Here is a 13,552-nt window from a genome sequence, read left to right on the forward strand (position 1 = left end):
ACTCGATTTGATTTAGGCAAGTTTTTTGGGTGTGAGAATATTTGTACCTTCTTGTGTCTCTTTATTTTTGTCATCGGGGATAGCATTGGGCAAATGTTGCGATTGCATATCTTGCCATTGCTCTGCCGGCAGCGTAAATACATTCACGAGATAGGGTGCCGCATTCAGATTTGCTGTTGTTTGCTGAAGTTTTTTCATTTCGTAGGTTGGGCGTAGCTCTTCAGGGATGAGCAGTATACCTATGCGCTTAAACATTAAACCAAGCGATACGCTGCTCGAATAGCGAATCACCGGGTAGGCAAGCACTAAGCCTGTGAGCACCGGCAATAGCCAGTAAAATAAGGCGGGCGCAAAAACCAATACGACTGCTGACCACACCAACCCTAGTAAGGTAAGTGGCCATGTAAACGTAAAGGCAGTGCGCCAAGGCAGCATTTTCCCCTCACGCGTTTGCGCCTCCCATTTTACGCTTTTACCTGCCAATACATTGAGCACAAAATAGCTGTGATACATTAACATGATAGGTGCGAGCAATACGGCAAACGAGAATTCGAGTATCGCGCTAAACATAAATTTTAGGGGGCCGCCAAATTCACGACTGCGCTGCAATAAGGTTAGTAATATCCCAAGCATTTTGGGTAAAAATAGCAGTGCAATGGTCACGTAAAGCGTGATTTCCATCACGGCTTGTTTCGTAATTAGCCATGTGGGGAATAATTGATAGGGCTGAGTAAAATAAACTGGTGGTGTTAGCGATTTTATTACGGCATCTGCTGTTCCTGCAATAAGCATAAAAAGTAAGAGAATTGACGAGACATAAGCAAATGCACCGAATAAGAAATGTAGGCGATTGGCTGTACGTAGTTTTGGTGTTTTGATGAGTGCCAAATGTTGCATATTGCCTTGTACCCATCGGCGGTCTCTAGTCGCGTAATCAATAATGTTTGGTGGTACTTCTTCATAACTGCCATGGTGATCAGTCAGTAAATACACTTCCCAACCTGCACGGCGTAGTAACGCGGCTTCAACAAAGTCATGACTAAGAATATCGCCACCAAAAGGCTTCCTGCCTGTTAATTTTGGCAGTCCGCAGGTGTCAATAAATGCGGATATTCTTATCGTGGCATTGTGTCCCCAATAATTCGCGCTATTGGTTTGCCAGAATGCGAGGCCAGTGGCTAACATCGGACTATATACATGCGCGGCAAATTGCACAAAACGGCCGAAAAACGTCGTTTGTCTTACGGGCATGGGGATGGTCTGAATTAGGCCGACCTTTGCGTTGAACTCCATTCGCTGTGCAAGCTCAACGACTTTACTACCCGACATAACGCTATCTGCATCAAGCACGGTCATACTCTCATACATATACCCCCAGCGCTGGCAAAAGTCTTTTACATTGCCGACTTTTCTTTCGGTATTGTTGACGCGACGCCGATAAAAGCAGCGGTTTGCGATATCTGAGGGCAGGCGTTTTAGCATAGATGCCCAATACGACAATTCTTTATCTATTAAACTCTCATCTTGGGTGTCGCTTAGCATGTAAAAGTCGAATTGGTCGCTTTGTGCTTCTTTCGAAATGCCTAATACGTTTGCTTCAAAACCGGCCATAATGCGCAAGGTATCTTCATTGTATACCGGCATAATTAGCGCGTGTCGATTGTTTAGCTTTAGGTGTTTGTCGGCAAAGGCATGTTGTCTTTTTAAGGTTAAAGGGTCGCGCTTGAATAGCTTTAATATGAAGCCAATGATGGCTGTCCAAAATGCCATTGATAGCCAGAGGTATAACACCGACGCCAAACATAGTTGCACCCATTCCAATGGGCGTAGTTCGTTGGGTTCAAGAATGACAAAGGTTTGATAGCTAGTCCATACTGCCGTAGGTAACACCAGTGACAGCATAAGCAGTATTCGAAAAGCTGTAAAACGAGTAGCCAAGCCAGTTGTAGGTGGCGTTGCCGGTATTGTTGTCGATGAGGCGTTATTCATACACGTAACTCCATGTTTCGCTTATGGCCTTACCATTCTCCGTTAAGGTTAAACGAATGTCCGTGGCTAAATCGGTATCTATGGGAGTGACTAAAAATGATGCGCGAAGCTCCCGGTTAAAATTGGTGCTTAAAACGGTGATGTGCTCAACACGCCCATTGTTAGCTGTAAGATCGGCTGTAAGGTCTTTTGCGTCTATCTGTTCGATGTTGTCAAAGTCGACCACAAAACGACGCGTGAGGTTGTCTTCATCCTGTGCTTCACCAGGCAAAATTGTGTCGCCTTGCAAGGTGCGAATTACTTTTGCTTTTGCGTTATCCGTTGCCTTTGCGTTGGTGGTTTGCACTTTGTAGTCGACAAACAATGCGTCGCCTTTCTTGACCGGTTTATTGTTTATCCAATATGCGACAATGTTGTCATGCGTTTCTGATTGGGTCGGAATTTCGACAATTTCTAGCCTGCCATTTTCAAACCCAGCGTTTGGTGTTACCAATAAGCCCGGTCGCTGGTGATAATGGGCTTCGCTGTCTAAATAATGGCCGTATTGTATGTCTCTTTGTAGCATACCAAAGGCTTTTGGTTGTTTTGTTGAAAGAGACGTGATCCTTAAGCGTTGGGGATTTGTTAGCGGTCGCCATATTTGTTCGTCCTTGTCGGTAATTAGCAACACACCGTCACTGTCGTGTATTTCGGGTCTAAAATCGTCCGGTTTATCTTTTGTGTTTTCACCATAAAGAAACATACTGGTAAACGGCGCTAGGCCAAATTTTTCAATGTCTTGGCGGGCAAACATCCAAGCGCTTACGTCTGCTGTGGTTGATTTTCCCGGTTGTATTTCAAAACGAAACACTCCTGTAATTGACGGGCTGTCCAACTTTGCATATACCGTCAGTTTTTTACTAACGGTAGGTTCAATTAACCAAAACTCGGTAAATGTCGGAAATTCCTCTCCCTCAGCTAAACCTGTATCAATCGCAATGGCGCGGGACGAAATACCATAATGTTGATGCTGACCAACCAAGCGAAAATAGGTCGCGCCCAAAAATACAGCAAACTCGTCTTTGTAGCTTTGGCTATTAATGGGGTAATGTACCCGAAAACCTGCGTAAGCTATATTTTCGGATGCTATATTACTTATCTCCATAGCGGGTGGATCGTAGCTAAAAAATGACGAATCAAAGGCTAGTTCGGCATTTACATTGGCATAGTCAATCACATTTATTTTTACTGCTTGCTTGTACAAAAATCCACTATGAAATAGCTGTACTTCGTAAGGGTTACGTTTATGCCAAATGCTTTTGTCGGGCTTAAAGCGAATAGCCTTATATTCTGAATAACTCATGTTAAGCAGGTAGTCGTTTTCAATTAAGGCTGGCGCGGTGTATGCAGATTGCGCCTCTTTTTGTGCTTGTTCTACCAATGCTTTTAAAATCGGCGTGTTGGCGTCTGGCAAATTATTACTAAAACTAAACGGTGCTACGAGGCAAGCCAATAGCCCAAGCCCAGCTTTGATAAGCGCTGAATGCATATGTCGTCCTTTTTTTATTTTATGCGATGACGTTACGAATCTTGCGAGATTTGTGCAGATGCGCGTAACTGAGTAAGATTGCTATGATAGGTTTTGCAAATATCGAACCAAGATAATGTTATATTTTTGTTATTTTAAATATATGAAATGTATAGATAAATTAAGAGTTAACTAGGGATAGTTGATTGTTGGGTAAGATATTGGTGTTAGAGTTTACTTTTTTACAAGGTGAGTGTGAAAAAATTACGTGTTTTACCGGCTTGAATGTGTTGTTTCAGCGGTCCTACCTAGAGAGTATGATTAACGCTTCGAAGTGCTTTTGCCTTCACTGCTTTTTTTAATATTATATTCCGCCCAATTTTACACCTGCTTCTCGTCGACATGCAGCCAATAGATTCTCAATCGACTCTTGATTCTGAAGCGTTCTAGCAATAGCAACAGCGCCAATCATCATTGCCGTTACAGATAAAGTATCTTGTTCGTCACAGTTGGTATAGTCCCTCGCATACTCCATGATTGCCGTATTCATGCCATAGTAAACCTCTGCATAAGCAGTTTTTGTTGTTTTATTCTGCATATTGATGTCTGTGGCTAAGAACGCTAACGGACAAGACAAAGAGCGATCACCTTTAACATGCTCCATGCTTAAGTAGTTATTCAGTAGCAGAGACAGCCACTGTTTATTAGATGTACCCTCAGGTTTAAGGTTGGCAAGTTTAGTGCTGCTGGCTCTAAATTTTAATGCTTCACGATAAAGTTCTGCTTTACTCGTGAAGTGCGCATAAAATGCACCTCGAGTAAGCCCGCAGTTATTCATCAAATCATCGATGGTAACGCCTTTAAAACCTTTTATTGCAAATAGTCTGAAGGAGCTATCAAGAATTTTCTCTCGGGTTTCGTTTTTATGCTTCTTTGTATAGGGCATAGGTTATGCTTTCTAAAATTTTATATATGTTCTTTATCATATATAAAATTTGCTCTAGCATGAAGCCTTGCCTTTGGATAGGAAAATTAAATATGCATATTGTTTGTCCCATCCATGTTAAGTATCAACCAGATCGGAGATAACGTGGAAAAACATATTGGAAGTTGTATGTGCGGCGATATAGAATTTTGTTTTGAGAGCACACCAACAAATACTCTTTTTTGCTTCTGCAAAGAATGTCAGGCGCTCACTGGCTCTGATAAATGGTTTGGGCTTTGGGTTCCAAAAGATGATTTGAAATTTACGAAAGGTACACCTACATTATATACACGTACTGGAGATTCAGGCAATGCAGTAAATTATCAGTTCTGCGGCACGTGCAGCACTGTTTTATGCGCTGAGGTAACAGCGGGAAATTTTTACTCTGTATCAGCAACCTCACTAAAAAATAATCAGTTCGATCCTAAAATGTCAATCTATGCATCTTCCGCCCCTTCATGGGCAGCCTTTCCTCGTGATGTGCCAAAGTTTGACATCATGCCACCAGGAATGAATAAAAAATGAAAAAAGCCTAACTAATGTTAGGCTTTTTTCGAGGAGGATTACATAAATGGCTGTTACACAAAACCTGTTAGATAGAGGTCCCAGGCCGTTTAATTGGCTGTGTCCTTTTTATTCAACTGTTTAGTAATGTTCTGGTCAATCACCGATTAACTATGAAAATTCCTTTTGGAATGTGTCCGGTTGGACTTGACCAGAACAATTGGATAGGGTCGTTAAATGTAAACTTGACTGAGCGGGAACCAAAACTTCTAGTTCGGCCATTATCTGTTAAGTGCGATATACACCATAGACCACTAGTTCGACAATTTGAACCAAGTGTAACAATGGGTTCACCTAGTGAGTTTTCTCCTTGATAACCGATCCCATTTATCGTGTTGTTTGATAATATTGTGTGTAATGGATACGATTTCCAATCTTCTACAATCAAATTTTGAGTAGCTCTATCGAGTTCTTCAAGCGATTCATGAGTCAATAATGAGGCATGACTTTTTAAAGCTGAAACCATAATGATTAAAAAGATGTAGCTTTTAATTTGCTTTGAATTAATCAATTTTTTTACTCCTTTGTTGTATCCAATGGATTATTCAATCAATTTTTTTTACACGTTGTAATCGGATTCAAGACATCTTGTCATTTCGCGAAGCCTTGTGCTATGTAAATCCCACTTACCTATCCATTTTGGACCTATATACCAACCAACTTTTTGAATAAAACCATCAAACCTGACTGTGTGAATATACTCTATGCGACTCATGTTATCAGAGAGCTTTATCAATTTTTATCTTGTCGCCATCGATGTATTCTATACAAATGTCATATGTTGGATATTTCTTACTTGCATTACCCCGAAGGAATTCAACTCCACCTTTTCCGGCTTTTTCACAAATCACTAAATCTCCATCTGCCTAACATCCAATTCATCCAGTTTTCAGGTTTTTTGATAATTTCCTACCTACTCGCCTGTAGCTCAATAAAAATACAGGTTTTTAATGTTCGTCTTGTTGTTTGTGCATTAACCTGCCACTATAAACGCAACTGTGCACCTATAATTGCGTTTATGGACGGAAGACCTTTAGTAAATAATGAGCTTTATGATCCTCTGATTAGTAAGAATTTCGGGCGATCATCTGAACTCAAATATCGAAATAAATTATTACTTCTAATGGCTGGAATTGCTGGCCTTAGAGAAATTGAACTCACCCTTGCAACGATAGGTTTGTTTGTATCTCCTGCGGGTGATTTTAACGAGTTTGTCGTGTTACCTGAGTCGATTACAAGGGATGGTAACGAAAGACCAATTCTAATGGCTCATGATGAATTAAAAAGTTCATTTGAGACTTACATTAATTGGTTAATCGAGTCGGGTATCAACACAACACCAAACAAGCATTATCTAGGGTTAAATCCTAACGCTCAATTATTCGTGAATGATGAGTACAAAGGTTTTACGATTCAAAACCGAGGCGAAAGAACAAGTCCACATGCAATGAATAAGGTATTGGATCAGCTAATTAAAAATGCAGGGCTTTGGAATTGTGGGGTAAGACGATTATCACTCGTAAGAACCTGTGTTATTGAATCTTATCGTTCTGGTATGAGTACAACAGACATATCAATAGTTACAGGGTTTAGTGATGACTCTATCAGCAAGATATTAGCAATGGACTATACAGCATATAGCCCTATTGCCGAGTGGTTTGTTAACCGTAAAGAAACTAAACAAAAACGATTAGAAAGTTTTAAAAAGCGTAGAAAATTTATGCTTAATCTTGATTAAATAAGAGGTCTAAACCCTAAAAATGAAGAAGTTTAAATTCATTAATAGTCAGTCAAAAAAAGAGTTTTTAGCTTTGCCTGGTACAATTCAAAAACGCTTTTCTAATGACCTGAACGCAATTTGCCAAAACAAAGAGCCTTTTAGCAAATTTAAGCACTTAAAGGATAGCGTTGGTATTGGAGCGGTTGAGCTAATAGAGAACGGTAGACCAGCATTTAGAACGATTTACGTGGCTAAATTTGCCGATACTGTATTCATATTACACTCGTTCACCAAAACAACTAATGGTGTAGACAAACAAGCGATGGACACAGCCAAAAAACGTTACAAGTTAATGAAAAAAGAAATTAAATAGACAATATATCAATACTTGTATATATATCAAATCTGATATATATTGTTTATAAGTTAATCAATAAGGTTTTTAGTATGACTCTTGAATATACAAATATCTTTGATGCTATTACAGAAGATAAAGCCGAAGCCTCAGAGCTTCAAACACGCTCAGATTTAATGATAGCTATCCGTGACATTATTGATGCTAACAAATGGTCTCAAGAAGTCGCAGCAGAACGTATGGGGCTAACACAGCCGCGCGTTAGTGATTTAAAAAGTGGCCGTATAGAAAAGTTCAGTATTGATAAATTAATGACTTGCTTGTATCGCGTTGGCTTTCGTTTTAAGCCTAGTTATGTTGATAACAAGCTCACGATGACTGTTGAGTCAGTCGCGGTTTAATTAAGTAGAAATATTATGTCTAGAGACGAATTGATTAGTGCATATGGCGATGGTTGGTACGATGGTTTTCTTGCTGCGAAAAAAATTGCAGAATCCGACAACGAAGACATTTTTGATTATAAAGAAGACCACATTTTAAGTATGTCTGAACATGCCGAATCTGAGTCTCAAATAGCTAAATCAGCGTAAAGGAAAAATTACGATGTCTTGGAAATATGTATCAAACGAAAATGATGAAAAATACTGTCTGCCTCTGCCAGAAAGTCAGACATTGAGTGAGTCAGACTTACCAAAGAATGAATTTGACCTACGTGCAAAGCTAGCATTTTGGCAAATGAACTTTTTTGTTCCGTTTAATTCCTTGGGGTGGTTTGAGAAACATCTCGATAGTAAAAATTACAAGGAAGTTAAGACAAAATTAGACCACGCAGATCAGGAACTTATAGAAATAATTGCTAGTCCTGAAAACCACGCTGCGCTGAAAAGGATATTGTCTGTAATGCCAGAACATGTTCCTCAAAAGCGGTATTTAGTAGACCACGTTTTGTCATTAGGTTAACTGTAGGAAAAACGATGAAGTTTACAGGAATAGCTAAAGTAAAGCTGGCAGATGGCTCTTGGGTTGTAAGAATAACCGATGGAGATATGGAAATAGAACCAATCTCTAAGCAGGATTACATTCTGGGAACATTCCAGCCCGATTTTGACGAGCTAACTGAATCAGATTGGTTACCAAAGAGCTTTAATCACAGGTAGGAAAAATTTATGCATCGAAAGGCTGAAAACAAATTTGCAAAGTTAATTGAAACGATACTCACCTCGGACCACAGGATTTATCTATGTATTGCAATAGCACTATACATAGCAATATTCTTTCTCCCTAAGCAACCGTGGGTGGCTGGTTTAGCTGGTGTAGGCTCAGCAATACTATGCTTTCTTTGGTATCCAAATTTTATGCTTCGAAATGAGAAATTATCGACAAAGGAATAAAAATGCTCGATTTTTTAAAAGCTTCTGACAAAGAAATGGAAGACAGAAATTTGGCACAAAATGTCGTCCAAGCATTAACTCAGAGTAAAGATATTCTGCCTTGTGAGCAAGGTGCCTTCAATGTAAAAACAGGTTTGGTGTTCAAGGCGGTGCTTGAGAAAGTCCATATCGAATCTATTGGAAAAGGTAATGTTTTTGGTGAGGTTTCTTTTAATAAACCCGACTGCTTTATAAAGCTGCTCAATGCATACGACGTTCCAGGGGCAATTATTGATAAAGTGCTTGCTAACAGGGCGGAGGAATAGAGAAATGATGAGATTGCTAAGAAAAGAACCTGCCAAAACAGGGTTGTTTGTAATTGTCGTAGGTCTTCTTCTCATTTTAATGATGTTCTTTTTTATTAACTGGAGATCAGATTGGAACTTCATGACCAACGTCTCTCATTCTGCGATGTATTCAATTAAATATGACTGCCACACTAGGACGTCGCTCTTAAATAGCTACGAAACTTATGAAGCATGTGAGTATATTCATATTAAATTTAAATATTTGGTCTGGTTGCCAATTTGTTTAATTGGGTATGGGAGCTACTTACGCATATTTCAGCCCATTTCCGAAAAAGGAAGAGAGGAATAAAGAATTGAATTTACAGGAATTGTCATGGCGGTTAGGTTTCATAATTTTGTGCTATTTATCGTTTAGTGCTGTTGCAGACGAAACAAACAGTAAAGGCAAATCATCTGCGTTGCAGTGCTTATCACAATACAATAAATTGGCAGAATCAGTTAGAAAACTCAACATCGAAGAGACGTATGAATTCACATTGCTTTTCTTAGACAAGCTTCAGCAAGATGAGCTAAAAGACCAATTAAAAGAGCAAAAGTCAGAATTTTTGGAAAACCCAGAAGCAAGTAGAGTTTATTTAGATATGTTGATGACTCAATGGACCGAGGCATGTGTCAAAGATTCAGGGGAATAAAAAAATTGAGTATTTCAAAGCAAATTAAAAGCTACATCCTTTTAATCATCTCGGTTTCAACTTTGAAAAGTCATGCCTCATTAGTGACTTATGAATCGCTTGAAGAACTCGATCAAGCTACTCAAACTTTGATTGTAGAAGATTGGAAATCGTATACTTTGCACACGGTATTATCAAACAACACGATAAATGGGATCGGTTATCAAGGAGAAAACTCACTAGGTGAACCGATTGTTACACTTGGGTCTAATTGTCGAATTAGTGGTCTATGGTGTATATCGCACTTAACAGATAATGGCCGAACTAGAAGTTTTGGTTCCCGCTCAGTCACGTTTTCATTTAACGACCCTATCCAATCATTTTCTCTTTTCTTAATTCAAGGTATTAATGAGCCTGTAGCTGGTCAAAGCAGTTGGTCAATCGATTTTGACACCGGCGAGTCATTAGTAATGGATTCAATATATGAACTTGGCGAAAGTTTTGGTTTGAGTTATTTGGGGGCATCCGGTATTAATGGAGCGACAGCAGTAACAATAAGGCAAACACGAAATGATACTAATGTGGTATGGGCTTTCAATCATATTGGATACGAAACATTAAAAGTAAGCGAACCTACTACGATGGTATCTTTCTTGATTTTGATCGCAATCTATATGATTCGCTTTAAATTACGAGAAAGGAATTAAGATGCCAACTGAAATTCTAACAGCAATTATTGGTTTTTTAGCTTCAGTGATAGCAGCATGGATACAAAGTAGAAATAATCCTAATCAAACAGATAGTGATGGCCAATTTAAGAAGTCAAAAGCATTAGCAGTATTCGCTATTGGGATAGCTTTTACTAGCTTAGTAGTAAGTCTTGTCTCTTTTAAACAAGCGTTTACTCCGGAAATCAAAGTCGTCAGTGAAATGATTACTGTTTATGCGCCAGGCACTGATTTATCTGGAGTTGATAAAAATAGAACTATGAAACGCTATGTCGCCGGAGTCGATAGAGATCCTACACAAAACAAAACCATTAATATCGTTGATCTAAAGTGTTCGCAAGGTATGAAGCCAATTGGCGCTTGGTACGCTATTAACAGAAGCCGTCCTGGCGACTTACTGTACAATATATTTGTTGCTCCAAAGCATGACAATATTGAACTAACGCTACGCGTTGCTCAAGGTTCTCGGGGTTATGCCTATGTACAGATTTTCGCACTTTGTAGTAAATTCGAAAAGTGACAAGGGATAAAATACAGGTGAACATTGAGACAGTTCTGGTCGGATTAATAGGTGTTTTTGTGGGGGTTATATTAAACACTTTCAAAGACCTGTATCTACGAAAGAGAACAGAAAAAATCGCTAGAACATACCTTTCAATTCAGATCTCTGCGTTATTACATAACTTTATTTATGGTTGCTTGGATGTCGTTAATGACAATGGGTTGTATGAGGGGAAAAGAGATGAATCAGGATGCCTTAGAGCTCAGGTTGATACTCCAAAATTTGAACCCATGTCAGTTGAGGTTGATTGGACAACATTACCACCAAAATTAATGCAAAAATTGCTTCAATTTCCAAGTGATGTCGAGTATTCAAATATTTATATATCTGAAGTATGGGAATATGCGGCGACTCCTCCAAACTGGGATGAGTTTTTTGAAGCAAGAATTGAAAAATTTGCGCCCTTGGGCGTCACCGCAATTTCTTTGATAAAGGAATTGGAAGCCGTCTCAAACGTACAGTTAATTGACGACAAAGCTATTTCAGAAATTAAGAAAAGATTAGATTTAGAAATAGAAAAAGTAGAGAAAGCAATGCGTGTCAGGGATGCGCAAAACGCTGAAAATCTATCTAAATTATCAACAAGGGAATCAAGAAATTTTGGAAGTATTTAATTTGATATTGGCAATTATTGGATTTTTCGTAACGATTATTGGGGCTTTTCTTGAGCTTCGTGGCAGCTGTAAAAAGTTGGGCTTCGCTCTAGTAATTGTGGGAGCAATTGTTGGTTTCATAGGTTGGACGTTTGAAAACATTGAAACAAGAAAAATGCAAGAATCCATTTTGGAAAACCAAGAAAAACTCGGAAAAGCGCAAGCTCTTCTGGCGAAGGAACAAAAGAAAACTCTTTGCGTAGCAGAAATATTATTTAGTGCCGCTGAACAAGTTAGTAACGTGGACGCTTCTGCTTATGGGAAAGGCAATGATGGTAAAGCTAGGAGAGAAAGGCTTGTCAAATATCTAGTGGAAAACAAGGGGTATTTACTTGAAGAAGGGTACACAAACGGGCCGTATAGCACACCACAAAACTGTGTGGAAATGGAACAACTAGTAATAAAAGCGAGTAAGGAATAGAAGCAAGAACAAGCAAGGCTTGCTCTGTAATAATACTCCATTTTAGGGAGTTAACGCAAAGCCACCTTCTTTAGAAGGTGGATTATTTACTGAGCCCGTTGCGGTATATTTGTACGTGACGCCAGTGGACTTTATAAAGTCGTTTAATTTGTACTAGCTCAGACTTGCTCTTGATGTGCGTTTTGTCTGGTACTAAAAACAATCAACGTCTTTAGCAACAGTGGCAAACGTCGAACTGAAAATCCCATTTTTGACTTTTTTTCGTTGTAAGAAATTAAGCTCGTAACCTAGTCGGCAAAATTAATCAAAAGTCAGCCTGCTTGATTTCGATGAAATCGTATCATTTTTACCATAGATAGTGTCTACGTTAGCCTCATCACATAAAATACTACAGTATTTTTTAAAAGATGAAGCCACTTTTTCATATTCATGAAATGCTCCAAGGACATTTTCCTCTTTTAGATAATCCACTAGATATTCTACTGGTGCATTGTAACGGTCTACTTTTCCTAGACACCTTGTTAGAGGTACACTAACCTATAACTAATGAGGTAAATATGAGCCGTAAAACGTTCTCAGCAGAATTTAAACAAGAATGTGTTGAACTCGTTGTTCGACAAGGTTATCAAGTCAAACAAGCAGCACTCGCGATGAATATTGGCTTTTCCACACTCCAACGTTGGATTCGGCAGTATCGAGAAGAGCAACAGGGACTTACGCCAACAGCCTCTGCGATTACGCCAGAGCAACAACGTATTCAAGCGCTTGAAAAGCAGGTAAAACAACTCCAAAGTGACAATGACCTGTTAAAAAAAGCGTCAGCCTTTTTCGCCATGGAAATGAACGGCAGCAGCAAGTCGCGCTGAACTTGAAAAAGGCTGGATATCCCGTTAAACAAATATGCCGTTGTTTGCCTGTGGCTAGGAGTAGCTTCTATGCACGCTGCAAACCTAAAGCCATTAAGCCTGAGACACTGCGTTTACTCGCCGCTATACGCCAGACCCATAAGGATATGGATGCCACTTATGGCACTCGACGTATGGTTGTAGAATTACGTGAATTAGGTTTTGATGTTGGACGTTACAAAGTGAGTCGACTGATGAAAAAACTTAAGTTAGTCGCCAAGCGTCCCAAACAGCATCGATACCCTCGCTATGGACAATCATCGTTGCTTGCCCCTAATAGCCTAAATAGGCAATTTAATCCTGAAAGGGCTAATCGCTATTGGTCTGGCGACATTACCTATATCCGCACTAGCCAAGGGTGGCTGTACTTAGCGATTGTCATGGATTTGTACTCTCGAAGGGTGATTAGTTGGGCGTTTTCAGATAAACCTAATAGCGAGTTAACGACGCGAGCACTTAGGTTAGCAGTGAACAAACGACAGCCTAATCAAACAGTGGTTTTCCACTCGGCTCATGGAGGGCAATACACAAGTACGGCGTTTCAACAATGTATGGAGGAACACAACATTGAGTCAAGTATGAGTAGAAAAGGAAATTGCTTAGACAATGCCGTGACGGAACGTTTCTTTAGAAGCTTAAAATCAGAGCGAGTGAATTATAGAAGATATAAAACACGCCAAGCAGCTAAAGCAGATATCATAGACTATATTGAACCGTTCTATAATCAAAAAAGGCGCCATGCTACGCTGGGCAATATATCGCCAGCGGAATATGAGCTAAACTATTTAAAAACAGCCTAACTGGGTGTCTAAGA

General features: G+C 39.4%; 18 protein-coding genes. 15 read left to right on the top strand and 3 right to left on the bottom strand.

Annotated elements, in window-relative coordinates; all coding sequences use genetic code 11:
* Positions 1-12: 12 nt before the first annotated feature.
* The 3 genes from mdoH to QQK00_RS12805 form a co-directional block, all read right to left on the bottom strand.
* Positions 13-1,989, bottom strand: coding sequence for a glucans biosynthesis glucosyltransferase MdoH (gene mdoH, locus QQK00_RS12795; RefSeq protein ID WP_284217970.1), 1,977 nt, complete (start codon positions 1,987-1,989; stop codon positions 13-15).
* Positions 1,982-3,517, bottom strand: a complete 1,536-nt coding sequence (locus tag QQK00_RS12800) for an OpgD/OpgG family glucan biosynthesis protein (RefSeq protein ID WP_284217971.1) — start codon at positions 3,515-3,517, stop codon at positions 1,982-1,984. Before QQK00_RS12800 ends, mdoH begins: the two co-directional genes overlap by 8 nt.
* 343 nt (positions 3,518-3,860) lie before the next feature.
* Entirely contained in the window at positions 3,861-4,442 is a 582-nt protein-coding gene (locus QQK00_RS12805; RefSeq protein WP_284217972.1) for a TetR/AcrR family transcriptional regulator, read from the bottom strand.
* 144 nt (positions 4,443-4,586) lie between these two features.
* Between QQK00_RS12805 and QQK00_RS12810 the strand changes: the two genes are divergently transcribed.
* The 15 genes from QQK00_RS12810 to QQK00_RS12880 all read left to right on the top strand — a co-directional run bounded on the left by QQK00_RS12810 (position 4,587) and on the right by QQK00_RS12880 (position 13,538).
* Positions 4,587-5,006, top strand: coding sequence for a GFA family protein (locus QQK00_RS12810; protein ID WP_284217973.1), 420 nt, complete (start codon positions 4,587-4,589; stop codon positions 5,004-5,006).
* 1,057 nt (positions 5,007-6,063) lie between these two features.
* The gene (locus QQK00_RS12815) at positions 6,064-6,783 is read left to right on the top strand and encodes a site-specific integrase (protein WP_284217974.1); all 720 of its coding nucleotides are present in this window, start codon (positions 6,064-6,066) and stop codon (positions 6,781-6,783) included.
* 22 nt (positions 6,784-6,805) lie between these two features.
* Complete coding sequence (locus tag QQK00_RS12820; RefSeq protein WP_284217975.1) at positions 6,806-7,138, top strand: type II toxin-antitoxin system RelE/ParE family toxin; 333 nt, start codon at positions 6,806-6,808, stop codon at positions 7,136-7,138.
* 74 nt (positions 7,139-7,212) lie between these two features.
* Positions 7,213-7,521 (top strand): helix-turn-helix domain-containing protein, encoded by a 309-nt coding sequence (locus tag QQK00_RS12825; RefSeq protein WP_284217976.1) that lies wholly within the window; start codon positions 7,213-7,215, stop codon positions 7,519-7,521.
* A 15-nt stretch (positions 7,522-7,536) separates the two neighbouring features.
* The gene (locus tag QQK00_RS12830; protein WP_284217977.1) at positions 7,537-7,710 is read left to right on the top strand and encodes a hypothetical protein; all 174 of its coding nucleotides are present in this window, start codon (positions 7,537-7,539) and stop codon (positions 7,708-7,710) included.
* A 13-nt stretch (positions 7,711-7,723) separates the two neighbouring features.
* A complete protein-coding gene (locus QQK00_RS12835; RefSeq protein ID WP_284217978.1) occupies positions 7,724-8,080 on the top strand; it encodes a hypothetical protein in 357 nt (118 codons plus the stop codon).
* 14 nt (positions 8,081-8,094) lie between these two features.
* On the top strand, positions 8,095-8,277 hold the full coding sequence (locus QQK00_RS12840; protein WP_284217979.1) for a hypothetical protein: 183 nt from the start codon (positions 8,095-8,097) through the stop codon (positions 8,275-8,277).
* 236 nt (positions 8,278-8,513) lie between these two features.
* Complete coding sequence (locus tag QQK00_RS12845; RefSeq protein WP_284217980.1) at positions 8,514-8,816, top strand: hypothetical protein; 303 nt, start codon at positions 8,514-8,516, stop codon at positions 8,814-8,816.
* A gap of 335 nt (positions 8,817-9,151) precedes the next feature.
* Positions 9,152-9,490 carry a hypothetical protein gene (locus QQK00_RS12850; protein ID WP_284217981.1) on the top strand — a complete coding sequence of 113 codons (339 nt, stop codon included), beginning with the start codon at positions 9,152-9,154 and terminating at the stop codon, positions 9,488-9,490.
* 62 nt (positions 9,491-9,552) lie between these two features.
* Positions 9,553-10,176 carry a hypothetical protein gene (locus QQK00_RS12855; protein WP_284217982.1) on the top strand — a complete coding sequence of 208 codons (624 nt, stop codon included), beginning with the start codon at positions 9,553-9,555 and terminating at the stop codon, positions 10,174-10,176.
* A gap of 1 nt (position 10,177) precedes the next feature.
* On the top strand, positions 10,178-10,717 hold the full coding sequence (locus QQK00_RS12860) for a hypothetical protein (RefSeq protein ID WP_284217983.1): 540 nt from the start codon (positions 10,178-10,180) through the stop codon (positions 10,715-10,717).
* A gap of 17 nt (positions 10,718-10,734) precedes the next feature.
* The gene (locus QQK00_RS12865; protein ID WP_284217984.1) at positions 10,735-11,373 is read left to right on the top strand and encodes a hypothetical protein; all 639 of its coding nucleotides are present in this window, start codon (positions 10,735-10,737) and stop codon (positions 11,371-11,373) included.
* Positions 11,360-11,833: a hypothetical protein gene (locus QQK00_RS12870; RefSeq protein WP_284217985.1), complete on the top strand. Its 474-nt coding sequence runs from the start codon at positions 11,360-11,362 to the stop codon at positions 11,831-11,833. The genes QQK00_RS12865 and QQK00_RS12870 overlap by 14 nt, the downstream gene beginning before the upstream one ends.
* A gap of 557 nt (positions 11,834-12,390) precedes the next feature.
* Entirely contained in the window at positions 12,391-12,699 is a 309-nt protein-coding gene (locus QQK00_RS12875) for a transposase (RefSeq protein WP_284217986.1), read from the top strand.
* A 2-nt stretch (positions 12,700-12,701) separates the two neighbouring features.
* Positions 12,702-13,538: an IS3 family transposase gene (locus tag QQK00_RS12880; RefSeq protein ID WP_284217987.1), complete on the top strand. Its 837-nt coding sequence runs from the start codon at positions 12,702-12,704 to the stop codon at positions 13,536-13,538.
* The last annotated feature ends 14 nt before the right edge of the window (positions 13,539-13,552 follow it).

The organism is Agaribacter marinus (assembly GCF_030160655.1).
In the GTDB taxonomy this organism is placed as follows: Bacteria; Pseudomonadota; Gammaproteobacteria; order Enterobacterales; family Alteromonadaceae; genus Glaciecola; species Glaciecola marina.